The 26,047-nt window shown below is 49.5% G+C and carries 27 protein-coding genes and 2 pseudogenes; 11 read left to right on the top strand and 18 right to left on the bottom strand.

The features are described from left to right. The first annotated feature begins 5 nt into the window (after window positions 1-5). The 5 genes from P150_RS0109690 (at window position 6) to P150_RS16350 (ending at window position 4,877) form a co-directional block, all read left to right on the top strand. Window positions 6-1,568 (top strand): hypothetical protein, encoded by a 1,563-nt coding sequence (locus P150_RS0109690; protein ID WP_028897506.1) that lies wholly within the window; start codon window positions 6-8, stop codon window positions 1,566-1,568. 1 nt (window position 1,569) lies between these two features. Next, window positions 1,570-1,800, top strand: a complete 231-nt coding sequence (locus P150_RS0109685; protein WP_028897505.1) for a hypothetical protein — start codon at window positions 1,570-1,572, stop codon at window positions 1,798-1,800. Between the two features lie 10 nt (window positions 1,801-1,810). Then, window positions 1,811-2,230, top strand: a complete 420-nt coding sequence (locus P150_RS0109680) for a phage protein Gp36 family protein (protein WP_028897504.1) — start codon at window positions 1,811-1,813, stop codon at window positions 2,228-2,230. Window positions 2,231-2,235: 5 nt separating this feature from the next. After that, window positions 2,236-3,570 (top strand): DUF935 family protein, encoded by a 1,335-nt coding sequence (locus tag P150_RS0109675; protein ID WP_028897503.1) that lies wholly within the window; start codon window positions 2,236-2,238, stop codon window positions 3,568-3,570. Between the two features lie 248 nt (window positions 3,571-3,818). After that, window positions 3,819-4,877, top strand: coding sequence for a phage minor head protein (locus tag P150_RS16350; RefSeq protein WP_369793335.1), 1,059 nt, complete (start codon window positions 3,819-3,821; stop codon window positions 4,875-4,877). A 151-nt stretch (window positions 4,878-5,028) separates the two neighbouring features. Here P150_RS16350 and P150_RS0109665 read toward each other — a convergent pair whose 3' ends face one another. The 15 genes from P150_RS0109665 to P150_RS0109590 all read right to left on the bottom strand — a co-directional run bounded on the left by P150_RS0109665 (window position 5,029) and on the right by P150_RS0109590 (window position 13,446). Next, window positions 5,029-5,526, bottom strand: coding sequence for a hypothetical protein (locus tag P150_RS0109665; RefSeq protein ID WP_231477595.1), 498 nt, complete (start codon window positions 5,524-5,526; stop codon window positions 5,029-5,031). Beyond that, a complete protein-coding gene (locus P150_RS0109660; protein ID WP_028897501.1) occupies window positions 5,523-6,083 on the bottom strand; it encodes a phage virion morphogenesis protein in 561 nt (186 codons plus the stop codon). The genes P150_RS0109665 and P150_RS0109660 overlap by 4 nt, the downstream gene beginning before the upstream one ends. Further along, entirely contained in the window at window positions 6,043-6,363 is a 321-nt protein-coding gene (locus tag P150_RS18005; protein WP_036932179.1) for a hypothetical protein, read from the bottom strand. The genes P150_RS0109660 and P150_RS18005 overlap by 41 nt, the downstream gene beginning before the upstream one ends. Before the next feature lie 165 nt (window positions 6,364-6,528). Further along, window positions 6,529-7,095, bottom strand: coding sequence for a host-nuclease inhibitor Gam family protein (locus P150_RS0109645; RefSeq protein WP_028897499.1), 567 nt, complete (start codon window positions 7,093-7,095; stop codon window positions 6,529-6,531). A 22-nt stretch (window positions 7,096-7,117) separates the two neighbouring features. Further along, window positions 7,118-7,288, bottom strand: a complete 171-nt coding sequence (locus tag P150_RS17620) for a hypothetical protein (RefSeq protein WP_155952993.1) — start codon at window positions 7,286-7,288, stop codon at window positions 7,118-7,120. 5 nt (window positions 7,289-7,293) lie between these two features. Continuing rightward, window positions 7,294-7,749 carry a hypothetical protein gene (locus tag P150_RS16340; protein WP_197018076.1) on the bottom strand — a complete coding sequence of 152 codons (456 nt, stop codon included), beginning with the start codon at window positions 7,747-7,749 and terminating at the stop codon, window positions 7,294-7,296. After that, on the bottom strand, window positions 7,746-7,955 hold the full coding sequence (locus tag P150_RS0109630) for a hypothetical protein (protein WP_028897498.1): 210 nt from the start codon (window positions 7,953-7,955) through the stop codon (window positions 7,746-7,748). The genes P150_RS16340 and P150_RS0109630 overlap by 4 nt, the downstream gene beginning before the upstream one ends. Next, window positions 7,952-8,608, bottom strand: a complete 657-nt coding sequence (locus tag P150_RS0109625) for an RpiR family transcriptional regulator (RefSeq protein WP_231477594.1) — start codon at window positions 8,606-8,608, stop codon at window positions 7,952-7,954. The genes P150_RS0109630 and P150_RS0109625 overlap by 4 nt, the downstream gene beginning before the upstream one ends. Further along, window positions 8,539-8,985 carry a DUF4406 domain-containing protein gene (locus tag P150_RS16335; RefSeq protein WP_081819313.1) on the bottom strand — a complete coding sequence of 149 codons (447 nt, stop codon included), beginning with the start codon at window positions 8,983-8,985 and terminating at the stop codon, window positions 8,539-8,541. Before P150_RS16335 ends, P150_RS0109625 begins: the two co-directional genes overlap by 70 nt. Further along, the gene (locus tag P150_RS0109615; RefSeq protein ID WP_028897496.1) at window positions 8,982-9,611 is read right to left on the bottom strand and encodes a bifunctional adenosylcobinamide kinase/adenosylcobinamide-phosphate guanylyltransferase; all 630 of its coding nucleotides are present in this window, start codon (window positions 9,609-9,611) and stop codon (window positions 8,982-8,984) included. Before P150_RS0109615 ends, P150_RS16335 begins: the two co-directional genes overlap by 4 nt. Window positions 9,612-9,613: 2 nt before the next feature. Continuing rightward, the gene (locus tag P150_RS16330; RefSeq protein WP_051617619.1) at window positions 9,614-9,853 is read right to left on the bottom strand and encodes a hypothetical protein; all 240 of its coding nucleotides are present in this window, start codon (window positions 9,851-9,853) and stop codon (window positions 9,614-9,616) included. Window position 9,854: 1 nt separating this feature from the next. Further along, on the bottom strand, window positions 9,855-10,730 hold the full coding sequence (locus P150_RS0109605; RefSeq protein ID WP_028897495.1) for an ATP-binding protein: 876 nt from the start codon (window positions 10,728-10,730) through the stop codon (window positions 9,855-9,857). 26 nt (window positions 10,731-10,756) lie between these two features. Further along, a complete protein-coding gene (locus P150_RS0109600; protein WP_028897494.1) occupies window positions 10,757-12,754 on the bottom strand; it encodes a hypothetical protein in 1,998 nt (665 codons plus the stop codon). Window positions 12,755-12,766: 12 nt separating this feature from the next. Then, window positions 12,767-13,135 (bottom strand): hypothetical protein, encoded by a 369-nt coding sequence (locus tag P150_RS0109595; protein WP_051617618.1) that lies wholly within the window; start codon window positions 13,133-13,135, stop codon window positions 12,767-12,769. 98 nt (window positions 13,136-13,233) lie between these two features. Beyond that, the gene (locus P150_RS0109590; RefSeq protein WP_155952992.1) at window positions 13,234-13,446 is read right to left on the bottom strand and encodes a hypothetical protein; all 213 of its coding nucleotides are present in this window, start codon (window positions 13,444-13,446) and stop codon (window positions 13,234-13,236) included. A gap of 145 nt (window positions 13,447-13,591) precedes the next feature. Here P150_RS0109590 and P150_RS0109585 point away from each other — a divergent pair, with 145 nt between their 5' ends. The 3 genes from P150_RS0109585 (at window position 13,592) to priA (ending at window position 18,036) form a co-directional block, all read left to right on the top strand. Further along, complete coding sequence (locus P150_RS0109585; RefSeq protein WP_028897491.1) at window positions 13,592-14,107, top strand: helix-turn-helix transcriptional regulator; 516 nt, start codon at window positions 13,592-13,594, stop codon at window positions 14,105-14,107. 665 nt (window positions 14,108-14,772) lie between these two features. Continuing rightward, complete coding sequence (locus P150_RS0109580; RefSeq protein WP_028897490.1) at window positions 14,773-15,186, top strand: T9SS type A sorting domain-containing protein; 414 nt, start codon at window positions 14,773-14,775, stop codon at window positions 15,184-15,186. Between the two features lie 510 nt (window positions 15,187-15,696). Further along, window positions 15,697-18,036 (top strand): primosomal protein N', encoded by a 2,340-nt coding sequence (priA, locus tag P150_RS0109570; RefSeq protein WP_028897488.1) that lies wholly within the window; start codon window positions 15,697-15,699, stop codon window positions 18,034-18,036. A 154-nt stretch (window positions 18,037-18,190) separates the two neighbouring features. Here the strand turns inward: priA and P150_RS0109565 are convergent, their stop codons facing one another. After that, on the bottom strand, window positions 18,191-19,720 hold the full coding sequence (locus P150_RS0109565; protein ID WP_028897487.1) for a membrane protein: 1,530 nt from the start codon (window positions 19,718-19,720) through the stop codon (window positions 18,191-18,193). Between the two features lie 603 nt (window positions 19,721-20,323). Beyond that, window positions 20,324-21,229, bottom strand: a pseudogene (locus P150_RS0109560) (IS982 family transposase). Window positions 21,230-21,866: 637 nt separating this feature from the next. Here P150_RS0109560 and P150_RS16325 point away from each other — a divergent pair. From P150_RS16325 to P150_RS0109540, 3 genes and pseudogenes are all read left to right on the top strand, one after another. Next, a pseudogene (locus P150_RS16325) lies at window positions 21,867-23,046 on the top strand (IS4 family transposase). Continuing rightward, a complete protein-coding gene (locus tag P150_RS0109545; RefSeq protein WP_036932175.1) occupies window positions 23,046-23,549 on the top strand; it encodes a hypothetical protein in 504 nt (167 codons plus the stop codon). The pseudogene P150_RS16325 and the gene P150_RS0109545 overlap by 1 nt, the downstream one beginning before the upstream one ends. Before the next feature lie 183 nt (window positions 23,550-23,732). Further along, entirely contained in the window at window positions 23,733-25,274 is a 1,542-nt protein-coding gene (locus tag P150_RS0109540; RefSeq protein ID WP_028897483.1) for an ATP-binding protein, read from the top strand. Between the two features lie 136 nt (window positions 25,275-25,410). Here the strand turns inward: P150_RS0109540 and P150_RS0109535 are convergent, their stop codons facing one another. Further along, window positions 25,411-26,046, bottom strand: coding sequence for a porin family protein (locus tag P150_RS0109535; protein WP_028897482.1), 636 nt, complete (start codon window positions 26,044-26,046; stop codon window positions 25,411-25,413). Window position 26,047: the final 1 nt, after the last annotated feature.

Genomic DNA, 26,047 nt, shown 5'->3' with positions numbered 1-26,047 from the left:
ATTCTATGGCAACAATCACAGAACTCAAGCAGATACAGGAGGAGTGGAGGGAGCATTGCCGGCAGATACAGTCCATTACCGACACCAGGAGCCTTGTCCGGGAAACCGCAACGCAGAAGGAGCAGCGCATACGCCGCCTGCAGAAGGACTATGCCGCTTTCTGCGAGTATTATTTTCCGCACTTTCTGCAACTCCGCGACAAGGTGACGGGAGAGGTCATCCGCACCATCCACAATGCGCCGTTCCACAACGCGGCGGCGCGCAAGGTACACGACACACCCAATCTCAAGGCGGTGTTCAAGTGGCCGCGCGGTCATGCCAAGTCCACACATTTCGACATCTTCATGCCGCTCTGGCTCATGTTTCAGCCAAAGCGGCTCATCAATTTCATGGTGCTGGTGGGTAAATCCGAGGACAGTGCCGATCGTCTGCTCGGAGATATTCAGGCTGAACTGCAATATAACAAGCGTATCATCGCAGACTTCGGCAAGCAGATGTCTATGGGTAACTGGACCGAGGGCGAGTTCACCACAAAGGAGGGTGTATATTTCCTGGCGTGCGGACGCGGACAGTCGCCGCGTGGTCTCCGCAAGCGTGAGGCGCGTCCGGACTATATCGTCATCGACGACCTCGACGACGACGAACTCTGCCGCAACGAGCGCCGTGTCCGTGAGCTCACCGACTGGGTCAAGGAGGCGCTCTTCGGTGCGCTTGACGTGGGGCGCGGTCGTTTCCTTATGGTCGGCAACCTTATCTCCAAGACTTCCGTGCTGGCGAACATCTGCGCCACCAAGGGTGTACATGTGTCCGAGATAAAGGCCGTCGATAACGAGGGCAATCCCGTATGGAAGGAGAAATGGACCAAGGAGGAGGCACGGGAGTATGCCGACTTCGTGGGGTACCGCGCCTGGAACAAGGAGATGATGCACAACCCCATCGTCGAGGGCACGGTATTCCGGCAGGAATGGATACGCTGGGCAAAGCGTCCGGCATGGAAGGACTTTACCGAATTCGTCCTCTACATCGACCCCTCGTGGAAAAGCAAGAAGACCAATGACACCAAGGCTGCCAAGCTGTGGGGAAAGCACAAGACCAACCTCTGGCATCTCAGAGCGTTCGTCCGCAAGGCCTCCGTCGCCGAGATGGTGCGCTGGTGCTACGACCTCTACGAATGGAGCCAGGAAGTCGGCATCGCCATCCGCTTTGTCATGGAGGCGAACTTCATGCAGGACATCATCCTCGACGATTTCACCATAGAGGGCAACATCCGGGGATACCAGCTTCCCATCACGGGCGACACACGCAAGAAGCCGGACAAGTTCCAGCGCGTTGAGGCCATCAGCCCGTTATGGGAGCGGGGCTTCGTCTTCTACGACCAGACACAGAAGGAAGATCCGGACATGCTGGCCGGGGTAGCGCAGACGCTCGCCTTTGAGAAAGGCATGTCCGGTAATGACGACGCGCCCGATGCCGACGAGGGAGCCATCTATATTCTCCAGAAGAATACAAGACAGCAGATTTACAAACCGAGGTTCGGGCACCGTCCGACTTCTAAAAACTTATGGTGATATGTTCAAACTCATTAAAGACATCGTTTTTGCCGTCCGCTTCAAGCGTGCGGTCAGAAAGGCGGATTATTTCCACCACATCACGCACCGCAAGTACATGGTCATCGTGGTCAAGGGTAAACTTGAGGTGCTCTCCAAACAGGAACTCAAGAAGTTCGTATCAAACGGAATATTCCTCAAAGGGACAACCATCGGGGATATTGAAGCCAAGGCTTTGTATATAACAATGTAAAACGTGGCTTATGTTTATCACAGACGAAGATTACAAAGTTGTCATCGGCGACCAGGCACTCAAGGTGGTGTCACAGGTCAGTACCGATAACAGGGAGAATGCGGAGGCGGAGGCCATCGAGGAAATGGCCGGCTACCTCCGCCCGAAATACGACACGGAGGCCATATTCTCTGCCACCGGAAGCCGGCGCAACAGGCTCGCCGTCATGTATGCCTGCGACATCGCCCTCTACCACATGGCTGCCTCCACACCTCAGAAAATGGGTATGGAGATACGCAAGGAACGCTACGAGAGGGCGGTCAAGTGGCTGGAGGGGGTACAGGCAGGAAAGATTGTGCCCGACCTGCCGCTGGCCACAGACGAGCAGGGAAACCCTGTCGGAATACCTTTGGTATATGGCAGTCAGAAGAAGATAAGGCATAACTGGTAACTATCATGGGAAAGAACAGAAAACAGGCAGCAAGACCGGCGACTGTGCAGACGCCCTACGGCACACTGCACCTCGCCAAGAAAGATATTGGCCGATTCAAGAAAACGGTCGTGGAGCTCCAGCGCACCACGGATGCGCTCATACGAAAGGATCTGGGCGACTGGCGTCAGGCATGGCAGCGGGCCATCAATGTGGATAACCCCAACCGGCAGCCTCTCTATGACATCTACCGCGACGTGGACATTGACCTGCACCTCTCCGGATGTATCCAGCAGCGTGAGGGCTTCGGCATGGCACGTTCCTTCAAACTCACTGGTGAGAATGGGGAGGAGGACGAGGAGGCTGTGAACTATTTCAACACGGCATGGTTCAAGCAGCTCATGAAATACAGCCTCGATGCCAACTATTGGGGACACTCGCTCATTGAACTGGGGAACATCACCACCGACATCAACGGGCGCATGACCTACGACGGTGTCAAACTGATACCCCGCAAGCATGTCATACCTGAATACGGCAGGATCATCACTGACCTCGGGCAGGACTGGAAGGACGGTCTCGACTACCGTAAGCCGCCACTCGCCGACTGGTACATCGAGGTGGGGCTGCCGGACAGTCTCGGCCTTTATCTCAAGGCGGCCACGCAGACCATATCGAAGAAGAACGCGCTGGCCTTCTGGGACACCTTTGCCGAGATATTCGGAATGCCTATGCGCATCGCACGTACCACCACGCGCGACGACAAGGAACTCGCCAAGATGGAGAAGATGATGTCGGAGATGGGCACTGAGGGCTGGGGCATATTCCAGGAGGGTACGAATATTGAAGTGGTGGAGTCCAGCAAGGGCGATGCCTTCAATGTCTATGACCGGCGCATTGACAGGGCCAACTCCGAACTCTCCAAACTCATCATCGGTCAGACGATGACCATTGAGGACGGTTCCTCGCTCTCGCAGTCCGAGACGCACCTGGAGGTGTTCCAGAACATCATCGAGGCAGACTGTGACACTATCAGGGATATGGTGAACAACCAGCTCCTGCCCATCATGATTCGTCATGGCTTCCCGCTCGCAGGCATACACTTCGACTGGGACTACAGTGTGGACTATACACCAGAGCAGCAGGTGGCCTACGAGCAGCTCGTACTGAACAACTATGAGGTGGACCCTGCCTATTTCGAGGAAAAATACAACATGCCCGTAGGCGAGCGCAGGCAGCAGGCTCCCGTTCTTGCCCCCACAGGTCCCGACGGTGGCGATGAAGACCCCAAGGACAATAAAACACCCAAGCCTGATAAAAAGAAGCGACAGGAGCAAAGCAAACGCCCTTTTTTCGACTGAGCCCCTCCGACTACGAGGGGCTGCACCAGCGTTATGCACGTCTGCTGGGCAGCAGCCGACTGCAAGCCACTTTCAGCCGTGAGGAGGAAATAAGGAAAGAACTCTCCACACTCTTTGAGGGAATGATGAAGACGCTCCACAAGGTGGAGGGAGCGCAGTTCCGCATCGAGATACTGGAAGCGCCCAGGATACGGAAGTTCATAGAGGCACATGCCGCGGCGCTGGATACATCTTTCAAGAAGGTGGAGATGTCCGATGCCATGCGCCGTCGCCTGGAACGCTCCAACTATATCTTCTCCGGCATGAAGACCTTCCACGAACTCAACGAGGCGTTCCCGTCGCTCCTTGATGAGAACGGCAATCGAAAGCCGTTCAAACAGTTCTTGAATGACGTTCAAAGGATAGACAAGACCTACAACGCCAATTACCTGCGTGCCGAGTACAACTTCGTGCAGGCCTCGGCGCAGATGGCGGCCAAGTGGGAAGGCTTCATGCGCGACGGCGACCGATACAACCTGCAGTACCGCACGGCCGGCGACAAGAAGGTAAGGCCGGAACATGCCGCCCTCGACAGGGTAACACTACCCATCACCGACCCGTTCTGGGAGGAGTATTACCCACCCAACGGCTGGAATTGCCGCTGTACCGTCGTACAGGTGCTCAAGTCCAAGTATCCTGTTACGTCGCACGACGAGGCTATGGCACTGGGAGAGGAGGCAACGGGCAAGGACACTAAGGGAATCTTCCATTTCAATGCTGGGCTGGAGCAAAAGGCCGTGCCCGACTACAACCCCTATACCATCAGACGGTGCAACGACTGCGACCTGGCCAAAGGAAAGACAAACCTCGTGTTTATCCCCGACAATGAACTTTGCGCGGTGTGTCGGCTAATTCGTCAGCAACAGGCCGAGAGAACAAACCAAAGGCTCACACCGCAGGAGTTCAGGGAAGCCACAGGCATTGCCAACCGATGGGCTGATGAGCATCTGACGCCAACAGTGATAAATGGCACCCCGGCCAAACGCACGCTGGTGATGACGGCAGACGAGCATGAGATAAAAGTGGGAAAGAAATTCTTTTCAGAAACTGCCGCCAAGAACAAAAGGAATCCCGACTTGGTGCATGTCTTGAAAAGCGCTACGGAATTTGAACAGTGGCTTCCTTTCGCAGAAAGGGTAAGGGTTGAGGATGGTATTGACCACGACTATCAATTCAGCGTTTACACCGTGGAATATCAAGGTCAGACCATCGAGTTCAAGTGTAAACTGACTTCCGGCGAAATCCTCTATACCATGAGGTTTATATAATAAAAAAACGATGCTGTAAATTCCGAAGCCTGCACGTTGAAAACGCCGACATGTGAAATTCCGCATCGTTCTTTCCGCAAATATACGAAAAAATCCGTTACTTCCAAACAAAAGTAGCGGATTTTTTATCTTTTCGCTCGATTTTCACCATTTACAGGCTTCTGATGGCCACGCACTGGTACATCTCGATGTTTTCGATGATTTCCTCGTGGTTGTGGTTCGTCTGGCTGCCTACAAGGTCAAGTTCCATGAAGGTCTCTCCCTCGGCACAGGCCAATTCCCTGTGAATGGTGTCCAGCAGGTCGAACACACGCAGCCCGTCCTCGCGCAACTCGCTGCCCAGTGAGGTACTGCCCTGCCAGTCGGTCACCACATGCAGGTTCACCTGTGCCTCGGCACGGTATTCCACGCCCGGCTGTATGGCGTTCCAGCGGATGGGCACGAACTCCACGAACACCGCGGGACGCTCCCAGTTCTCCTCCTGCTCGATGAACTCCACGTTGTGGTTCCACAGGTCTATATGTTTCACCAGGCGCTGCGCACCCTCAGGCACGGGCTCGCCCTCGTCCACATACACATGCTGTCCATCCGCCGTTTCATACAGGCGCGACAGGCGCTCACAAATAAGTCCGTACAGTTCCTTTCTCATTTCTCGTTAATCTCAAATTCTAAATTTATATATTCAGTGATGTTTCTCTCGATGATCTCACGCACGGCTTTCTCCACCTCCGGGTTCGTACCCAGGAAACGGCGGCGGGGTATCCTGATGGTCGTGCCGGCTTTCTTCAGCGCCATAAACTTCCAGAACTCCGACTGCTCGGCTATCACCGCGTTCTGCTTGGTCTTCCGCGTCGTCCCGTCCTTCTTGCGGCTGAATGCTCCTATGGCTTCATAGTACTTCGCCCAGAAGAAACGCTTCATCTTCTTCGTCACCACGATTTCGCAGCCTTCGTTGTGGTACCGGGCATCAGGCTCGGTGGTATAGAAGGTGATGCTGTTCTCTGTTGTCCGGCTCATGATGCTCTTGCGCAGGCGCTCGTTCCTGCCGGCAAGCAGCTTGTAGTCCGAGTTTATCGGGCCTTTACGCCGCTCCCACGCCTCGCTGAAAAACGCCTCGCGCTCGAAATTCTGGTCGAACTCGTCCGACATCTCCACACGGATGTCGTTAAGGATGTTTCCTAAAATACGTCGGGTCTCGGGTCTCATCTTCGGGAAATAACAGCTCGGGGAACAAAAAGCCTTCTGCTGAAAGCTCCGACAAGTCCTCCACATGGGAGGTTGTCGATGCCTTCAGCAGATTGTAGAAGGTGCGCTCGCTGATGCCGTACTTCGGATAGACATACCGTTTCCATATCTCGCGGTTCGTCAGGCCCGTCTTGATGTAGGTATCGTATATCTGGTTGATGTCGGCAACACGCTTCGCATAGCTCTTTCCTTTCCTCTTGCTCACCTTGCTGGTCAGGTTTATGGGGTTATCGTTTCTCATTATAGGGGCGGATGTCAAGGGTCATCGTGCAGCTCACCATCACCCTGCCGCTGCCCTCGCACTGCGGACAAGGAATGACCGGTGCTCCGTACACGTTCCGCACCAGGCCCGTGCCGTGGCATTCACGGCACAGGGCTACCTTCGGCGATTTGGTCACTTCCTTCTTCATGTCGTCTCCTCCTTCTTCGGTTCTACATAGAATGCTTCGTCCTGCACCACCTGGATGCCGCAAACGGCCATCGCCTCGATCATCGTCGCAGTGCGGAGGTCGCCCGTGGGGGTGTCATAGACGGCCACCTCCTTCAGGTCACGGTCGGCGAGCAGCCGGTCCTTGGCAATCTCTTCCGTCTGGCGGATGTAGGTCATCGGGAGGAAACGCTTCGCCAGCTCCAGCGCACTTGCCCAGGTGAAGCCCTTCAGCGTCTTCAGTTTCGGGGTGCCCGTGCGGAAGCCGATAGTGCCGTGCGCCATGTCGAGGCTCTTCTTCTTGGAGAACAGTTCGGCCTGGTTCTCCGTGGCAAAGGCCTGCAGGGTGTCGAACGCCTGCTCACGTTCCTCCGAGAGGGTGGCTATCTTCTCGGCATACTTCTCACGGTATTTGGCACACTGCAGCTCAATGTCCGCATTGATTTTCTGCAACTGTGCATCGCTCTTGGCGTAGGTTGCGAACGCTTCGTCGGCGGCTTCTCTGCTTACGCCGGTAATGATTACTTTTTTCTTTCTTGTTGCCATTGTCTTTTCTTTTTATGGGTTATTAAACAAATTTGTTTTCGCTGGTCAATAGCTGCCAGTTTACTTCCTGCCGTTCGGTTTCAAGTTCGTAGGCAAGTTGCTCAAGACTGTTGCTATAATCCTCGTTACTCATGTCCTTGCCGAGTTCCTTGATGTGCTCCATCGCACGCTTTACAAAATCTCTTGATGTCATATTGCTCAACTCTCTGCGATAGTGCCCATCGGGAAATAAATAAACGTGGTCGCATTATTCTGCTCTTGGGCCATTGGGTGTGGCTTCAGCCCACCCTTGCGTATGATGGTCCGTAGCTTCGTCTGCAGGGTGTCCAGGTCAGCAAGGGACAGCCGGGCGAATGCCTTTCCAGCAATCTTCGGGTGGCGGCAGAAATCATTGATGCGCTGCCAGTCCGTCGTGTCGACACCCGCCTGCTGCATCAGTTTCAGGCACAGGCTGCGTTTCTTCCTCACCTTGCCCTTCCACCCCGTCTGCTCCTCCAGCGAGGCGCACATCGCATTATACTCCTTTGCCGTCATCTCGTGCAGGTGCGTAGTCCGCCTGTCTGTAAAACTCGACACGAGTGTCTCCTTGTCGGCACCTGGCAGTTGCTTCAACAGGGCGTAGAAGCGGTGGTAATTGTGAATCTCGCCCATCATAGTTTGCTGAGAATTTTGTCAATGTTACTGCTCGACAGTTCAAGTCCTTTCTGATAGCCTACAAGAAGCCCTACAATACCACCGGACACCACACCAATCACAATCCCAAATACGGGGGCAAGCACCGTAACAACCCATGACAGCGGGTTCCACCACCTTGGGGCCAGTACATTCTCGATTTTCTCGTTAATCTTTTCTGTTTTCATATCCTTACTTGATTAAAATTGAACGTTATTCCCATTCGCATACCCCTGGCTTCCATCTTAACGGACCGGCGGGTATCGTCCGTCACTGTGGCCTCGTTTGAGGCGCGGGCTATCTCGTAGCCACGTTTGCGCAGGTTGTTCCTGAGGCAGATTTTCTCTCTCGGGCATTGGACGACTCGCATCTGTGTCTTCTGCTCCAGTCCGAACAGCACGCGCCGCTTCTCCTTTCTGAATGTTTCCTTCCGGCTCTCACCAATCTTGCGGTGCATTTCCTTGAAGGCTTCCTTACTCATGCGGTCCTTGTTGCTTTCACCTGCCTTGAACCGGTAAGCCTTTCCGTAGAGTAGCAGGTTCTTCGTCCCGGCATTGCCGCCGTTGGCTCGGTTTGCCCTGGCGGCATGATCGGCGGCATTCTGCTGCATCGCTGCCACAAACTCACTGGTCTTCCACAGCCCAAGCGCCCTTGCCATTCTGGTGACACTTCGGGGCGATGTCCCGAGTTTGTCGGCCAGTTCCTGGTTCTTGGTGTGGCAAAAGTTTTCCTTCAGCCACTCCAACTGCTCCGCTGTCAGGTCTTTTATGCTCATAACCCCCTCCTTGCCAGTTTCATTCGTTCCGGCAGCACTATGGTGGCATTGCACCTGTCGCAGCACGTACCCTCTTCCTTGACCGGGTAGGGGTCGTTGCCGTTTCCCGCTATCTCCTTGCCGCAGATGCAGCAGGTTTGCTTTTCCTCTTCCTCAAACACCGGCTCTATGCCGCAGCTCGTCGCCACGTCCAGTTCCAGTTTTGCGCCCTTGCTCACCCACCAGTTCTTCAGCATATAGATGTAGTCACATTGCAGCAGCAGGCCGATGTCCACCTTCATGTGCCTGCGCCAGTCGCCCGGTTGGGGCAGGCCGTTGTTGAACGGGTTGATGGGGCGGTAGCCCTCGGCTTTCAGACGCTCCTCGGCGGCCTTGAAGGCAGCCTTGCGCTCGTCCATGTCATAGTGCGCTATCGCACCGCTGATGTAGATTTTCTTATTCATTCCTTTATTTTATTTGATGTTCTTAAAATGCCTTCTTCCCAAACTACGAAACTGTTACCTGCATCGGGATTGAAACGTCCCTGGCAGTATGCCCTGAACCCCACGACCCTCACCTTCACGCCTGCCTTGTAGCGAAGTCTGAGCGCAGGCTTGCCCAGTGGCTGTCCCTTAGCTTCCATGCTGATGAAGATGAAACTCTTTCTTGGAAAAGCCTCTATCAGCTTCTTCGTCTCCGGCCATTCCCAGCCGCTCTCCTGGTAACTGTCCACGATGATGAACTTCGCCGAGTGCCGCTTCTTCAGCCGCGCTGTCAGGTCTTCTATCGTGTCCTCCGTCACCACGCGGAACCAGCCCTGGCACTTCTCCATCTCGAAGAGTTTTACTCTTTCCTGGAAACTTTGGCTCACGCCCTCCTCATAGCTTAGGTAGAGTACCTGCCCGTAATGGGTCAGCTCACGCGCCAGTTGCATCACGAAACTGCTCTTGCCGGCTGCGCTCGAGCCGCTGATGAACCAGGTGGAGTTCTCCTCAGGCAGGCCGAAGCACTCCGCCCAGCGGCCACTCCAAGGCAGCGTCTTGTAGGTCTTCGCCGCAATCTCCTTCGGACTGTACGCTCGCTTTGCCATACCTACTTTTTCAGAACCTCTATTAAGCAATCGGCAGCCACACGAGATAACCATGCCGCACTTCTGAATACATCTCCAGCCGTATTATCACCTTCTAATTTAGCCTGTTGGCAGGTTTGGATATAAAGGTCTTTTGCTATCTCATACCTGCGCTGCTCCCAGTCTATCTCGTTAGCCTTGGCCATTTCCTTACGCATGCCGATAACGGCTTCCATAGCCTCCATTTCTATTTTTGTCATCATATCATACTCCTTTCTTCAGTTTCTCAATTTCAGTATATACTCTTCTTAGTCCACCCCCGCTCTTGCGCACGATTGGGCCGATGTCCATACCCTCGGGGGCATTCACCGTCGCCACCACGCGGGCCTGCTCCAGCAGGAACGCCTTGCGGTCTTCCGCCTGGTCGGGCGTTACCTTGCTGTATTTGCCGCCGTAGCGGCTGAATATCTCGGCATAGCCCACCTTCTGACATTCCACCATGCGGTCTATCTTCGCACGCAGGCCGTCAGCTCCCATCATGTACCAGCCGCAGCACATCTCCGTGGCGTTCCACAGGGCCTTCAGTTCCAGGAAGGCCTCGTATTGCAGGTCGCCTGCCTCGTCAAGCACCACCAGCGGGCGTTCCATTGAGCGCAGATAATACACCAGATCTTCGTAGGTGTCCTGATACTTACCCGTAGCGTCCACACCGAACTCCTTGGCGATTTTCTTCACCAGCGCACGTTTCGTCTTGACCTGTGAGCAGTCCACATACACAGCGTTCCGGTGCTCATGCACATACCAGCGGGCGGTATAGGTCTTGCCGATGTTCGGCAGGTCGCACAGTATCACGCTAAGGCTGCGCTCCTGGCACGCCTCCAGCTGAATACTGATGTACTTGAAGGTCTCCGTCTGTGCACCTTTCCACTCAATCGTCTCGCGCAGGCTCACATCCAGTCGCCGGGCTATGCTTATCCAGTTGGCATCGCTCAGCGCCTTCTCCGTCTGCCCTTTCTTCAAGCCGTTATACACGCTGGCCGATATGCCCAGCGCCGATGCGTGCTTCGCGTCGCTCGGATAGTTTCTGCGGTTGGCGGCTATTGCCTCCAAAATCCGCTGTTTATTGCCTGTTGTAATCATATTCTAATGGCATTTAATCGTTATTCTTATATATCTGCTACGGCGTGGCTTGATGCGCTTACCGGAGGCATAGGTAGAGATTTTTCCTCATGCGTGGCAATGGTCAGCTCCTTCGGCTCCTCCAGTGCCGGTGCCTTCGTGGTCTTCATCACACCCACCTTGCTGATGGCGCGCTCCTTCAGATACTTATTAAAGTGACTTACCTTCTTTTGCTGCTTCTCGAATTTCTCCCTGTCCTCGGCTGTCTGCTCGGCCATCACGCGGTTGTAGGTCTCCACCTTCTCCACCTTGTCGATGTACCGCTCGCCCTGATAGATGTACACATCCTGCGGCTGTCCTTCCTCGTCGGGCAGGTAGCACGCCGTTACCTTGTAGTTGTTCGGGGCAAGGCGCTCCAGCACCTCAGGGCCGCTCAGCCACCAGTCGGCATAGTTCACGCGTACCGTGGAGTTCCTGCGCACGCTCGTTTCCACGCTCACGCCTATCCATCTCGCCAGCATCCGGCGGTCCAACGGCCATAAGTCGGGATTCACGTTCTCCACAAGCACCTCCCAGCGGGTCTTGCCGGGCCACTTCTTCTGGTCACTGTGCAGTGAGTGGTTCCATTCCCAGTTGTCCTGCCGGTCGTCGGCCACAAGTTCGTCCCAACTGTAATACTTCTTTTCCTCGTACAACTCGTTGCTCGCGTCGCTTACTTTCTTCTGCTCCACCCGGCGCTTGCCCTTACCGAAAGGACGACCGATGCCCGCGTGGTTCTTATGGATGATGCTCGTCTTCTTTGCACCGTTGTAGTGCTCCGCACGTTTCTCCTGCGAGTTCTGCGGGGCGCAGAAGCGCACGAACTCGAACACCACGCCCGGACTCAGGTAGTTGTCCCGCCACTGCGACATCAGGTGATTCTCCACCTCAATACCCTTCGGCGTACCCCAGCCGTTAGCGGCAAGAAGCCGGAACATGTCCCTGAAGCATTCCACCACCAGCGGCGTGTCCTTCTCCCTGGCGTAGCTCGCGCCAAGCACGCACTCGCTCACGTCGTCGTAGGCATAGTAGGCATGTACCCACTTCTTCGTATCCTTCAGTTTACGGCTCAAGTCCACGTCGTCCATCGTAATCTGGCTCAGCGAGTAGCGGCCGTTGTGGCGGTGCATGTGGGGCAGCTGCTCGTGCATCAGCGTAACAGGCATCAGCAGGCGCTGGTTGATGCGCAACTTGTTCGCCGGCTGGTTCAGGATGTTGCTGATCGTGCTCTCGCTCAGAATTAGTGGCTCACCATTCTTATCGGTGAAGTCATCGGGATTGAGCAACTCGCCCGTGTCGAGGTGGAAGATGTCAAGCTCGCCGCAGAGAAACATCTTCCACTGTTCCCAGACGGTCGTGTTGTAAGGCTTGTTCTCAAGGCAGGAGAGGCTCAGTACGGCTTCCTCCACAGCTTCTGTTACCAGTCGCTTGTTCTGGTTGCCGAACTTGCCGCTGATGAGGCAAGCATAACCCTCGCGTCGGTACTCGTTCACCTTCTTCCTGAACCTCAGTGTGCTCGTAGGGAGCGTGTGCCCGAGTTCCGTCCGCAATGCCTCGATGGCATCGGCCATGTAATCCCAGTTGTACTTCTCACCCATCAACTTGCGCGCAGTAGAGGCACGGTCGTAGAGTTTGATGCAGCAGTTCAGCACGCTCGCATTCGTAACATACTCCCTTATCTTCTCGGGATATTGCTTCAGATCCACGCCCGTCTTTTCCTCATCGCGGAAGAACTTCACGGCCTCATCGTCCGTCTCGTAGTTCTCCATCACCCAAAGCCTCAGATGGGTCTGTGCACCGTCAGGATAGAGTTCCTTAACCTTTTCCTTGTATTTGCCGGGCAGGCTGTCAATGGCAACGAGGGCATAGTTACCCAATCCCTTTCCCTGACGGACTACATCTATCTGACCACGCCCTGCCTTCTTTGCATAGTTGGCGCTGGTCATAATGCCTTTGTTCACCAGTTCACGGGCCGAGATGCACAGTTTGCCTTCGTAGTACTCCATCGCGCGCCTCCTTTACCTCAGCCCTGTAGCCCAGTCCTGAATACCCTGTATGTCGCTCGTCATTACGTTGTCGTAATGGCGTACCTTCTCGCCATGCTTGAACACGTCGCACACGGGTTCTTTCTTTGAGAACTCCAGCAGAATATCACCCAGATAATACCTAATATAGCCGTCCGCGTCATGCAGAACTTCCCATTCGGGAGCCGCAATCATCACGATACCTTTACGTTCCAAGGCAAGGGAGCGTATCTTCCTTGCAAGGTCATTACCCTCATTCATGTCTTCAAAGTGAATGGCGTTATACACGGTACGCTTGGAAACCTTGAACACCTTCGCAATAAACTCGCGGTCCTCTTTCTGAATGTGAATGTACTTTTTCATAATCTCACTTATTTATTTGTGTGTTATACTTGGGACGGATGCCGGGAGTCGAACCCGGAGGTAGCGATCCTGCTGTCCGAGCCATCCGTCTTGTTATCCTACAATCTGTTACCTTGTTTTTCCAGATATTTCTTCTTGATGATTTCAAATATCATACTGTTCAGTTTTAGGACGGATATGTATGTTTCGTCCTTGTAACGCACTTCTTTATTTGGCTCCACATCGTTCATGTCGCAAATAACTTCACCTACAGCATCTAATAGCCTGTCCAGATTATCATCATCTACTTGATACAAAAGTGTCTCATTCATAATCTTTAATCCTTTAAATTTGTTAATCTCGCCCCTTTTTCGTATCTTTGAGCGCGTTTCCAAGTGGAATATGCTGCAAAGATACAGAAATTCTGTAATATACCAAACTTTTATTCAGAAAATTACAAAATAAATTTCAGAAATTATGGAAATATGGGAAAGAATACTATCCAAGGATGAGATTAATACAAGGTTTCATTGGGCTGTTAGTGCGATACTATCCAATAATTTAATACCAAATAAAACAGCGTTGGCAGAATCTTTGGGCGTAAAGCCTTCGAAGTTTTCAGAAATTCTGAACGGAAGAATGAAAGTGGGTATTGATATGGTTGCAATAATGTGTGACTTTTACAATATCTCCCCAGATTGGATATTGATGAGTCGAGGGAATAACATCTTCCGAGCCTCTGAACTCCCTGACTATTGTGTAGATGATGAGAAGTGGATTAAGAAAGTATCCTCAGATGAGAAAAAAAATAAATTTGAAGGCCAAAATGCTTCTATTGCGCCTTTTCTGAAACTACTACACGAGAAAGATACCACGATAAGAGAGCAAGCAGAGGAAATAGGACAGCTCAAGGAGCAGGTCCGCCAGTTAACTATTGAAAAAGAAAGGCTTGCTTCCAATGCCCGCTTGCCAGACACTGCGAGCGCAGGGTAGAACTTTTTGGTGTCATTAGGGGTGGAAAGTTCACGAAATAGTACCCCCCAGTGGGGTGTCCCCCTCCCCAAATGCCCCAATAACACCCATGTCAATGGCCTCAACCCCTGTATATATAGGGGTTTACGCTAAAATATGGCTTTCAAAAGTTGTTCACAAAGTGTCAGTTTCTTACATCAATCCCCCCTTTTTGGGATTGTTGCTATATCCCCACAGGGGGGGGGCTTGGCAGGAGTTTTGTCCACCTAAACTTTTGAAATTGTCTACCTAAACTGTCCATCTAACAGTCCACCTAACACCTAAAATCGCCATTTTTCCCCTTTTTTCACCCCTCCGCTCAAACCATGTTTTAAGGCCGTTCTGATACCGTATTCGCACTGTTCAATCCTGGGCGCGTATAAAGTCCCTGCACGCCCGAAACGCCCGTGTATAAAGGGCTTCCACGCATATCAATAAAAAAGGCCACACGCGTAAACGTGCAGCCCTATGTGAGTAAACCTTTCGTCAGTCTCATGTAAACGAAAAGCCCCTCGATGTAAACCAAAATTAAACCTATGTAAACGTTTCGTTTTGTGGAGCCTCAACCATCAAACTACGTCTAACTGTTTGTAAACTAACAACTTCACCCATTTTTCGACCCTCTGTCATTCTATACGCTTCGTTTTGTGCCCCATAATGGCGTAGCAGCCATTGCAGAAGGTACGGAACGGATTTTCAAGGGGGCTTTTGCCTACAACAAAAATGTGAAGAAAGTCATAATGCCTAATACTGTAACAGTAATTGATGTTATGAATTTTGTCGATAACAAGGAGTTGTTGTCTGTAACTTTCTCCGATATAAAAGAACTTGACACGCCTGTAACCTCGTCTGTTGATAACATTGAGGCCGGCAATACTGAAGTATCTGTTTCCGGCAATAGCCTGACAGTTTCTTCTTCCGAGTCTACTACCGTTGTTATTTACGATGCAGCAGGCAGAAGCGTTTTCAATTCCGTTCAGACGAAATCGGCAACTACTTACTTGCCACACGGTATCTACGTCGTGAAGGTTGGCAAGACGGCTCATAAGATTGCCATTTAGGAATATTCATAAAACACGATTTGCTGATTGATTTTCGGTCAGACGTGTTCTTATATCTTTAAGACTTCCCCCGATAAACCCTATATGGGCTTGTCGGGGGATTGTTTTGTGAAGTATAATCTTCTCATTATTCAAAGTATAGAACAAAGAAACTAAACCATTTGTAAGTATCTGAAAATCAGTACTTGACTCTTCGGTTTTCAAACGTGCGAAGAATGCAAGTGAATCTTCGCAAAAACGCATTGCAAACGTGCGAAGATTGCAGCGCATTCTTCGGTCACTTGCAAATCGTGTTTTTGAAGCATAGGATGGAAAGAGAAAAGAAGCATAGACAGAATATGTTTCGTCAGCCGATATATTGGGTATATTACCTGTTCTGAAATGGTATGAAGCAAGATACTGAAGCAACTGAAAGCTGCTATTTATTAATCGGGTTTTGAATGTATCGAGGATTAATAAACAAGTTTTAGTTTTGTTATTTTTGTGGTTTGCATTATCTTTGCACTACGAATGAAATACGTTGAAGTCATACTGCCTTTGCCCTTGGAAGGAACATTTACCTACGGTGTGCCCGAACCTCTCGAAGCGAGGGTGCAGCCGGGAGTGCGTGTGCTTGTTCCGTTGGGTAAAAGCAAGACTTATGTAGGCGTGTGCGACAGTCGGGCTTTGGAACTTTCCGAAACGAAAAGTGCCGGGAAACAGGCTGACGGCGGGAAGAAAGTGGAATACAAGAACATTCTTTCCGTACTCGACGACACGCCGGTGCTCCTGCCGCAGCAGTTGAAGCTGTGGCATTGGATAGCCGATTACTATATGTCGCCCATTGGGGATGTCTACAAGGCTGCACTCCCGTCAGGCTTGAAAGCCGAAGAGGGATTCAAACCGAAGACGGAAACGTATGTCTGCTTGAGCCGTAAGTTTAGAACGGAGCAGTCGCTGCACATAGCTTTAGACTGTCTGCGGCGTGCCGTGAAACAACAGGAAGTACTGATGGCGTATCTTCAGCTTTCAGGCATAGCCGAAAATCCGGTTGCCTTGACCATTGATGCCGAAAATCCGGACGATGGCGAGCCTTCGGAACTCAATGCCGTTACGCAAGAGGAACTGATGAATGCGGCGCATTGCACGATGGTTGTCTTGCGGGGATTGCTCGACAAGCAGATTCTCGTAACTTACAAGAAGGAAGTCGGTAGGTTGAACAACGATGGAAATGCGCATCGCGATACCATCAAGCCATTGAACGAAGCGCAGACGGAGGCCTACAATCAGATTCTTCTTCAGATGCTTGGGCAGAAAGTAACCCTGCTTCACGGCGTAACCTCTTCGGGAAAAACGGAAATCTACATCCATCTTATTCAGAAAATGCTCGATGAGCACAAGCAGGTGCTTTATCTTCTGCCCGAAATAGCCCTTACGGTGCAGATAATGGACCGACTGAAACGGGTTTTCGGAAATCGTCTGGGAATTTATCATAGCAAGTACAGCGATGCCGAACGCGTGGAAATATGGAACAAGCAGCTGTCATCGCATCCTTACGATGTGATTTTGGGAGCACGCAGTGCCGTTTTTCTGCCGTTTCAGAACCTCGGACTGGTAATTATAGACGAAGAACACGAAACGAGTTTCAAGCAGCAGGATCCCGCTCCCCGCTATCACGCCCGTTCGGCTGCGATAGTTCTGGCACAGATGTATGGCGCAAGGACGCTTCTCGGCACGGCAACGCCGTCTATGGAAAGCTATTATAACGCCCAGCAGGGGAAATACGGTTTTGTAAGACTGGACAGACGTTACAAGGATATACAACTGCCGGAGATAGAAGTCGTGGATGTGAAGGATTTGCAGCGACGGAAGATGATGGCCGGACCTTTCTCGCCGCGTTTGCTGTCGGTGGTTCGCGAGGCATTGACGAACGGAGAGCAGGCGATTCTGTTCCAAAACCGTCGTGGATTTGCCCCGATGGTGGAGTGCAACACGTGCGGGTGGATGCCGAAGTGCCCCAACTGCGATGTATCGCTTACGCATCATAAGAATATGGGACTGCTTTCCTGTCATTATTGCGGCTACACCTATCGTGTGCCCGAGGCTTGCCCGAACTGTGAGAGCAGGGACATTCGCAACCGAGGATACGGCACGGAGAAGATAGAAGACGAGATAATAAACATCTTTCCTGAAGCGAGAGTTTCCCGAATGGACTTGGACACCACCCGAACAAAGAATGCCTACGAACGGCTGATAACGGAATTTTCGGAAGGAAAGACGAATCTGCTCATCGGAACTCAGATGATTTCAAAAGGACTGGACTTCGATAAGGTGTCGGTGGTAGGAATCCTGAATGCCGATTCAATGCTGAATTATCCAGATTTCCGTTCCTACGAGCAGGCTTTTATGATGATGAGTCAGGTAAGTGGACGAGCGGGGCGCAAGGGAAAGCGGGGATTGGTAATCCTGCAGACCAAGAACCACGACCTGCCGGTCATACAACAGGTGGTGCATAACGATTATGAAGGCTTTTACCGTTCGTTGCTCGAAGAGAGAAAAGACTTCCGTTATCCTCCGTTCTATCATCTGGTGTACGTGTATCTCAAGCATCGGGACGGCGACACCGTTAATTCTGCAAGTCTGGAGATGGGTTCCCGTTTGCGGGAGATATTCGGAAACCGTGTGCTTGGACCGGACAAACCTGCCATTGCCCGTGTCAAGACGCTGCATATACGCAAGATAATTCTCAAGTTGGAGAATGGAATAGACTATAAACTCGTGAAGACTTACTTGCGACAGGTGCAGGAAGCTATGATGAAGGAGAAGAGATATGGTGCGCTGATGACGTATTATGACGTGGATCCGTTGTAAACAGGGTGGGTCTTGAGCAAAGAGCGTTTCGCCATCAACTTCAGTTTGCAATAACGAATCAGTCCCGTCAGGATGAATTTCCTGACGGGACTGATTCGTTTGTGCCACTTCTTGCCCGAGAGCATCCTTCCGGGAAAGTGTGTTTTTCAGCTTTTTAGAAATCAATATCCAAACCTACACCGAACACTTTGTTGGTTCTTGTGAAATCATCGGTGTTCTCCACCTTGATATCCTTGCCTCCGGAAGTGATTGTGCTTTCGTATTCCTTGTTGAAATGCTCGTAGTTCGTGAAGAAATACGCCACATTGAGGTGCATATTCTTTGCTACCTTTACCTTTGCACCGAAGCCCAAACTGTAACTGTTGGTGACGAAACTGAGGTCTGAAAGATACTTGCCGTCGCCCAATCCGTAGACAGTACGCTGTCCGCCTGCGCTTACGGTAACGGCCGGAGTGATGTCCCATTCAACACCTGCGAGGTACTCACGTGAGTTCTTGCTCAGATAACGCTGCTTGTTTTTGTCCATACGTGCATCCTTGTCGAAGTAGTAATTGTAGCTACCCATCACACGGAGGTTTTTCAGGATTTCGTATTGCGCACCGATTGCAAGAATACCCGGGAGGTCGTTAGGCGTATTTACGCCGTTAGGAAACATCTTTGTGTCGTCGTGCTTCGTATGATTCTCGATGTTGAACTTGGTAGTAAACTCATAGCGTGCACCGAAATTCCACTTGCCCACCTTATAGTCTATGCCGATGATAGGCGTAATGCCCCATCCGCGCTGTGTGCAGTCCAGATATTTGTCGGCGAACTGACGCTTGGTATTGTTCAACTGGTCGGCACCTGCCTGATATTGCTTTGCAGCACCTTCAAGTTTGGCCTTTGTAGCAGGGTCGGTGGTAAGATTTGCTTGGTTCTGTGTCTGGGTAGCCAACTGAGCATAGCCCTTTGCTCTCGTATCGAAATAATCGTACAGGTTCTGATTCTGTCCGTCAATATTGGCAGATACGTTCAGAATGTTGCCTTCGTACTTGTTATAGATATAGTTGAAGCGCGCACCACCGTAGACTGCCAAGTGCTCATTTATCTTATAGGTAGCACCCAACTGCAATCCGAAATCGTATTGTTGTCCGTTGATATAGCTGTCAAAACTATACGAAGGTGTTGCAGATGTTATCTTCTGACTGTATAGCATTGCCGGAATCATAGCAAGCTGTCGTTCAAATGTAGGCAGCCCACTGTTGAAAGTAGCCTTTCCACCGCCACCAACGATGCCGAAACCTGCCTGAAAGCCCCATTTCTCGAAGTTGCGTGCAATCTGAAATGAAGGAAGAAGTGGCACAGAAGCCTTGCCTTTAAATTCCTTGTAGCCGTTTTCGTCGCCTCCGTTCAGCTTGAATGGCTGGTAGAATGGTGTGCCCTGCAATGAAGGAACGGACATAGTGGAATTTATGACACGGGTCTGATAGATGTTCTGTGCGTTGAATGATAAGTGCCATCCTTCTGAAAGGAAGGCAACACCTGCGGGATTGAAATAAACTCCATCGATACCGATTGCACCTACTCGGGCAAAATTGCGGTTGAATGCAATATGCTGGTTTGTGTTAGTGAGCAGACCACCGGCTTGAGATGCTGTTGCTATTGTCAGAAAAGCTGCAATAGCTGTTAGTTTTCTTTGTTTCATTAAATACAGTAAAATATGTAAATACTTGTAAATTTGGTTGCAAAGTTATGTAGATTGTTCTAAACTTCCAAATAAATTGCACAAAAAAGTCTGCAATGTGAATTTTATTGTGCATATTTTTCGTATTCTTTTCTATTATGGGACAATAAGAGTTCTGTTTGCAACGGCTTTTTACGCAACTGTTAAGTAAGATTAAGCATATCGTGATGCGTTTTTTGCCGTGGTTCATCCGTCTTTACCGCTGCTCTTCTTTGTCCGTTGCAGCATTGCGCTGCGCGAAAAGATTAGCGATTTGTAAGTAATTGAAAATCAGATGATAATAAATCAATCTCTAATCTTCGCACGTTTGCAGTGCATTTTTGCGAAGATTGGATTGCATTCTTCGCATACTTATAATCCATATCTCGCAAAAATGATTTTTGGCATTATTTCTTACAATCTCCGTGTTTGATTTTCTGCCAATCTGTCGTCATTAAAAAGCATTCGGCTAACCATTCCATTGATGAACGACCATCTGAAAATAATGAAAAAAGATGTGAACATACAGACTTACTATCAAAGAATAAGGGAGAGATAAACTAAAAAAACGTGAGTTCGACGAATTCAGAACAAAGCAAGCTGTGTGTCCAATGTCCTTTGTACATTGATGCACGGCTTCTTTGGAAACAGGCAATAGGCCGCAATGCCTCCCAATAAATTGACGATGAAATTGTCAAAGGACCGATGCCTGGAGTGCTCCACCTGTGCAATGTTCTTGAGTTCATCGTTCACCGTTTCTATGATAGCCCTCTTTCTGAGCAGCAGTTTGTCCGAGACGCTCATCAATGCTCCTTTCATGTTGCTTTTCAACTTGGTAATAAGCTGTATGCCATCAACGAAAAGCCTTTGGAAGAGCCCCTTGCTGATATACCCCTTGCCACCGACCAACTTACCATGTATAAACTCTACAAAGGCTTTGTATTCCAAAGGCTTACGGTCATCAATGTCACCTGGTGTAATCATGAAGTTGAGAAGTTCTCCTCTCTCGTTGCAGATTAAATGCAACTTGAATCCGAAGAACCAACCCATGGAGCATTTCCCTCTTTGGGCAATGCCCTTGAAAACCTTATGAATGTGTATTCTCTGGTTTCGACAGACGCGAAGAGGCGTGCTGTCAACAAAACTGATGCCTGTGCATTTTCCCAGCAGGACCTTTTTGATAAACAAAGCCAATGGAATGGCGACTTCTCTTTCCAATTCTACGAAACGGTTGTACGAAACTACCTCGGGAAATAGATGACGTAAATGCTTGCACACCTTCTCAAGATAGAAATGCTTCAGGTAGTGATAGCCCGAATCGTGAAAGAGTATCATAATCAGTATGATTTCTGCTTCTGACATGGTGGAATCACGGTGTTATTTCCTCTTATTGACGGGTTTTAGCGTATATTTTGTCATCATTGCATCAAAAAACTTGCAAAAGTCATCAATAACACAGAAAATTTCAATAACTTTGTCTTCGGTGAACATAGCGATTTTTGTTTGTAATTCTTTGTATTTTAGCACTATAAAGTTACAACAAATTTCGCTAATTACCAAATTTACAAGAACTTATAATTCATCGAACTCACGTTAAAAAAGAATATCACTATCTATAAATTTCTTACAGAAAAAGGACTTTGAATAAGATTTTTTATCTACCTTTGTAACAGAACTTTCAGCACGTCTGTATGCAGCCGTGCATCATAAGGAGTTCAACTTTAGAAAGAGCGTTTGATATTATCCTTTGTCCGAAATGTGGAAATTTCAACTACCAAGGATAATGGCAATACGCTCACGCAAGGGATTATTATACCTTTTTTAAAAAGGGTAATATATCTTTTAGCGTGGGCTATTGTTTGTTATTTGGTAGTAGGTATTCCACAACCTCGGACAAGATAACATTCAATAGTTCCCACGCTTTTAAACTTTAATAAATTATTCAACTAACCACCTGCTTCAGGGAAACAGCAGGCAAAGGAGAACACATTTATGAAAAAAATGTCATTGCCGTCCACTAAAAATCGCTAAGCGTTCTTTGAAATATTTGAAATATAGTTGGTTACAGAGATTTTCAAGGTGCGACGATTTGATTTTGTATCTTTGCAGTCCAAACAGATGACTGCATATGAACAAGCCCAAATACGTTTTCTCCCAATTGGTCGCTTTTATGGATTCAGACAAGTTTCGTCACATCGTTGATAAGTATGGCGGTAACCGCTATGTGAAGCACTTCACATGTTGGAACCAGCTCCTTACACTCATGTTTGGCCAGTTGAGCAATCGTGAGAGCATGCGAGACTTGATTGTCGCCATAGAGGCACATTACCAGAAGTGCTATCATCTCGGACTTGGCAAGCACGTGACCAGAAGTAATCTGGCTAAAGCCAATACAAATCGTGACTATCGCATCTTCGAGGAGTATGCCTACTACCTTGTGAGTAAGGCCAGGCGCAAACGGGCTGCGAATATCTTCAAACTTGACGGTAATGTCTATGCTTTCGATTCCACGACCATCTCGCTATGCCTGAATGTGTTTTGGCGGGCCAAGTTCCGCAAGCATAAGGGCGGTATCAAGATACATACCCTATATGACCTGGAGACTCAGATTCCCGCCTTCTTTCATATCACCACAGCATCAGTGCATGACTCCAAGGCGATGGGGGAAATCCCCATTGAGACTGGTGCTTACCACATCTTTGACCCTGGCTACAACAACTTCAATGAGCTCTATCGCATACATCGTGCAGAGTCGTTCTTCGTTGTCAGGGCCAAGACCAATTTGCAGTACAAGTGCATCAAGTGGAGACGCAGGCTGCCCGGGGGAATAATGACAGATGCTGAGATAGAGCTGACCATCTATGGCAGTCAGAAAGGCTATCCAGAACATCTTAGGCTTGTACGATTCTTCGATGAGGAGCAAGGCCGTGAGTTCATGTTCCTGACTAACGCAATGGAACTGACCGCACTGCAGGTTTCCGGACCTCTACAAGAATCGTTGGCAGATAGAGCTTTTCTTCAAGTGGCTCAAGCAGCACCTCAAAATCAAGAAATTTTGGGGAACAACTGAGAATGCTGTCAGAATACAGATTTACTCCGCCATCTGTGCCTACTGCCTCGTTGCCATTGTGCAATATGATATGCGATTGGATAGAAGCACTTATGAGGTGCTGCAAATCCTCAGCATGGCACTTACAGACACAACAAATCTCAGAGATCTCTTCGACAAAACTATATTCAAAAATGACAAGACCGAAGCGGTTCAGGTGAATCTAATTTATTTAATTTTTAAACTCGTCTATTTTTAGTGGACACTAGTGAAAAAATGTTTTTAATGCTCTTAATGAGTATGATCTGCGCAACAACTTTCGCACAGAAGGAAGTCATTGTGAAAGCAGGAACTATCGTTCCACTGAGATCCAGCAATACGGTTGCTGCGGCAGATGTCAAAGTCGGAGACAAAGTTTTATTTACGGTGTCTCGCGACATCAACATTGATGGGGTAACTGCAATACCTTATGGAACGCTCGTTTCAGGAAATGTAACATTAGCGAAAAAGTCTTCTTGGTGGGGAACAAGAGGAAGGTTGAGCATGGATATAACAGAAATGGTAATGCCAAATGGTACGGTTATACCACTACAAAATGGAAAGATCCACATTAAAGGAAAGAACAGAACTGCTTTATCAGTATGCCTGTTTGCATTTTTTATCTGGCCCGGATGTTTTATCTGTGGTTCAAAGGCAGAAATGCAGGCTGGATATGAAGCACAAGCAAATGTAGCGTCCAATACCAGTCTAATTGTAGAATAAAAATGGCTCATTTACATACAGAAACGTCAAATAATTCTTTATTTGACGTTTCTGTACGTTAGTTCATATATCCTATATTCCTTATTATCCCTGTTTATGTAATAAGGAAGGAGGTATTATTTTCTTTCATTCAAAATATTTATGTATCTTTGTAACATCATCCATCAAAGAAAGGAAAACGGTATGAAATATCCCATTGGTTTACAGAGTTTTGAAGAAGTAAGGAGCGAAGGGTTTCTCTACATTGACAAGACCGATTTGATATACCGATTGGCAGCAGAGGGAAAATATTATTTCCTCAGCCGTCCACGTCGTTTCGGTAAGAGTCTTCTTATTTCCACATTAGAATCTTACTTCGCAGGACGCAAAGATTTGTTCTCGGGACTGGCAATAGAGGCTTTGGAAAAGGATTGGAAAAGCTATCCAATTCTTCAACTCGACCTGAACAACCAGAAATATGAAACGCCCGAAAGTCTTAATGAAATACTCAACCTGAATGTTTCAAAGTGGGAAGCTATCTATGGACGCTACGATGAGGAAGTTACGCTCTCTTTGCGATTTTCTGGTGTGATAGAACGTGCTTGCAAAAAGACAGGGAAACAGGTGGTAATACTCGTGGACGAGTACGACAAGCCACTCTTGCAGGCTATCAACAACGTCCCCTTGCAGTCAGCCTACCGTTCAACCCTGAAGGCATTCTATTCTGTTCTCAAGACGCAGGACCGCTACATTCGCTTTGCCCTCCTCACGGGCGTAACAAAATTTGGAAAAGTCAGCGTGTTCAGCGACCTCAATAATCTTCAGGATCTCTCGATGGATGAAGCGTTTCAGTCGCTCTGCGGCATTACCGAAGAGGAAGTTCACAATTACTTTGCAGAACCCATCCAAGCCTTGGCGGAGAAGAACGGAATTACGGAAGAGAAAACGCGCGCCCGACTAAAGGAACGGTACGACGGCTATCACTTCGTGGAGAATGGCATCGGCATCTACAATCCTTTCAGTCTGCTCAACACCTTCAAACGATTGCAGTTCGGCAGCTACTGGTTTGAGACGGGGACGCCCTCCTACCTTGTGGAGCTTCTGAAGGCAGACAACTACCAACTGCCCGACCTGACGGAGGAACAGGTTACAGGAGATTTCCTCAACAGCATTGATTCGCTGTCCAACAACCCCATTCCGGTCATCTATCAGAGTGGCTATCTTACCATCAAGGACTACGATCCGGAGTTTCGCATCTATCGCCTCGGCTTTCCGAACAAGGAAGTAGAGGAAGGATTCTTTACCTATCTGATGCCTTTCTATACCCGTGTGCGCGAATCTGAGACGGTGTTTGCTATTGCCAACTTCGTACGCGACCTCCGTTCAGGGCGTCCCGAGCAGTTTATGAAGCGAATGGAAACGCTCTTTGCCGACACCGACTACAAGATTGTGGGCAACTCCGAACTGTATTTCCAAAACGCTTTCTACCTTGTTGCCAAGATGATGGGCTTCTATACGAAGGTGGAACGCACCACGAGCAACGGCCGCATAGACCTTACGATAGAGACACAGGACCACGTTTACATCGTGGAGTTCAAGCTCGACGGCTCTGCCGAAGCTGCCTTGCAGCAAATAAACGACAAGAATTATGCCCAGCCGTTCGCTATGGACGGTCGGAAACTGTATAAAATCGGTGTCAATTTCTCGTTGGAGAAACGCTGTATAGAGGGCTGGCTGATTGAATAGTCTGCCCAAAGAAACAGGTTTCATCGTACAGGGATGTTCCTATCCGTTCCTTATTGAATACAAGAAAAAGAAAATCCCCCGTTGCCTTCACAATCTGAAAAGCAATGGGGGGATTGTTTCAAATTAGAACTTCACTTTAGAAGTAATATGCCAAAGCGATTTGCCAAGAATTGTTACGGCTCTTGCCCTTCGAGCCTACTATTTGTCCGGCAGCATCCGACAGCGCATCGAGAATCTTCACATCGGCAGTCTTGCCGAAAGCAACATTGTAGTTGGCACTGACCTGCAAATGATTGAGAACCGTGAAACCAAGACCTGCATTCACGCTGAAGTTGCTTTTCTTCAGGGAATAGCTGCTGCCATTTGTCCACTTAAAGTCCTTGTCGCCCACATTGAAGCCCCACTGTGGACCGGCGAAAACGAAAATGTTGGCTGAACTTCCCAAACCGATAGAATAACGCAGGTTTACAGGGATTGTAATCTGCTCTTGCTTGATGGTTCTTTCTTCAAGTTTAGTGTTGGCAACCTTTGCAGAACGCACATCGTAAAGCGCAGCAGCATCCACACCCAGCCCCAACAATGGAAGACTGAACTTGACAGTTGGACCGGCAAACCAACCGGCACGATTGGTCTTGTCGAATACTTCGCTGCTCAAATGTATATCCGTAACGTTGAGACCTGCCTTCAAACCGAACTTGAGTCCTTGTGCATTAGCCATATTGGCAAACATCATTCCTAATGCAAGAAATGCTAAAATAAAAACTTTCTTCATA

The sequence above is a fragment of the Prevotella sp. HUN102 genome (assembly GCF_000688375.1).
Lineage (GTDB): Bacteria > Bacteroidota > Bacteroidia > Bacteroidales > Bacteroidaceae > Prevotella.
Note: the sequence above shows the minus strand (reverse complement) of the source record. Positions and strands in the feature narration are given on the sequence as shown.

What these genes read in the sequence shown, in the direction of transcription:
- P150_RS0109690 (WP_028897506.1), top strand. Translation starts at nt 6, where the DNA reads ATGGCAACAATCACAGAACTCAAGCAGATACAGGAGGAGTGGAGGGAG.
- P150_RS0109685 (WP_028897505.1), top strand. Translation starts at nt 1,570, where the DNA reads ATGTTCAAACTCATTAAAGACATCGTTTTTGCCGTCCGCTTCAAGCGT.
- P150_RS0109680 (WP_028897504.1), top strand. Translation starts at nt 1,811, where the DNA reads ATGTTTATCACAGACGAAGATTACAAAGTTGTCATCGGCGACCAGGCA.
- P150_RS0109675 (WP_028897503.1), top strand. Translation starts at nt 2,236, where the DNA reads ATGGGAAAGAACAGAAAACAGGCAGCAAGACCGGCGACTGTGCAGACG.
- P150_RS16350 (WP_369793335.1), top strand. Translation starts at nt 3,819, where the DNA reads ATGTCCGATGCCATGCGCCGTCGCCTGGAACGCTCCAACTATATCTTC.
- P150_RS0109665 (WP_231477595.1), bottom strand. Translation starts at nt 5,526, where the DNA reads ATGAGAAAGGAACTGTACGGACTTATTTGTGAGCGCCTGTCGCGCCTG.
- P150_RS0109660 (WP_028897501.1), bottom strand. Translation starts at nt 6,083, where the DNA reads ATGAGACCCGAGACCCGACGTATTTTAGGAAACATCCTTAACGACATC.
- P150_RS18005 (WP_036932179.1), bottom strand. Translation starts at nt 6,363, where the DNA reads ATGAGAAACGATAACCCCATAAACCTGACCAGCAAGGTGAGCAAGAGG.
- P150_RS0109645 (WP_028897499.1), bottom strand. Translation starts at nt 7,095, where the DNA reads ATGGCAACAAGAAAGAAAAAAGTAATCATTACCGGCGTAAGCAGAGAA.
- P150_RS17620 (WP_155952993.1), bottom strand. Translation starts at nt 7,288, where the DNA reads ATGACATCAAGAGATTTTGTAAAGCGTGCGATGGAGCACATCAAGGAA.
- P150_RS16340 (WP_197018076.1), bottom strand. Translation starts at nt 7,749, where the DNA reads ATGATGGGCGAGATTCACAATTACCACCGCTTCTACGCCCTGTTGAAG.
- P150_RS0109630 (WP_028897498.1), bottom strand. Translation starts at nt 7,955, where the DNA reads ATGAAAACAGAAAAGATTAACGAGAAAATCGAGAATGTACTGGCCCCA.
- P150_RS16335 (WP_081819313.1), bottom strand. Translation starts at nt 8,985, where the DNA reads ATGAATAAGAAAATCTACATCAGCGGTGCGATAGCGCACTATGACATG.
- P150_RS0109615 (WP_028897496.1), bottom strand. Translation starts at nt 9,611, where the DNA reads ATGGCAAAGCGAGCGTACAGTCCGAAGGAGATTGCGGCGAAGACCTAC.
- P150_RS16330 (WP_051617619.1), bottom strand. Translation starts at nt 9,853, where the DNA reads ATGATGACAAAAATAGAAATGGAGGCTATGGAAGCCGTTATCGGCATG.
- P150_RS0109605 (WP_028897495.1), bottom strand. Translation starts at nt 10,730, where the DNA reads ATGATTACAACAGGCAATAAACAGCGGATTTTGGAGGCAATAGCCGCC.
- P150_RS0109600 (WP_028897494.1), bottom strand. Translation starts at nt 12,754, where the DNA reads ATGGAGTACTACGAAGGCAAACTGTGCATCTCGGCCCGTGAACTGGTG.
- P150_RS0109595 (WP_051617618.1), bottom strand. Translation starts at nt 13,135, where the DNA reads ATGAAAAAGTACATTCACATTCAGAAAGAGGACCGCGAGTTTATTGCG.
- P150_RS0109590 (WP_155952992.1), bottom strand. Translation starts at nt 13,446, where the DNA reads ATGAATGAGACACTTTTGTATCAAGTAGATGATGATAATCTGGACAGG.
- P150_RS0109585 (WP_028897491.1), top strand. Translation starts at nt 13,592, where the DNA reads ATGGAAATATGGGAAAGAATACTATCCAAGGATGAGATTAATACAAGG.
- priA (WP_028897488.1), top strand. Translation starts at nt 15,697, where the DNA reads ATGAAATACGTTGAAGTCATACTGCCTTTGCCCTTGGAAGGAACATTT.
- P150_RS0109565 (WP_028897487.1), bottom strand. Translation starts at nt 19,720, where the DNA reads ATGAAACAAAGAAAACTAACAGCTATTGCAGCTTTTCTGACAATAGCA.
- P150_RS0109540 (WP_028897483.1), top strand. Translation starts at nt 23,733, where the DNA reads ATGAAATATCCCATTGGTTTACAGAGTTTTGAAGAAGTAAGGAGCGAA.
- P150_RS0109535 (WP_028897482.1), bottom strand. Translation starts at nt 26,046, where the DNA reads ATGAAGAAAGTTTTTATTTTAGCATTTCTTGCATTAGGAATGATGTTT.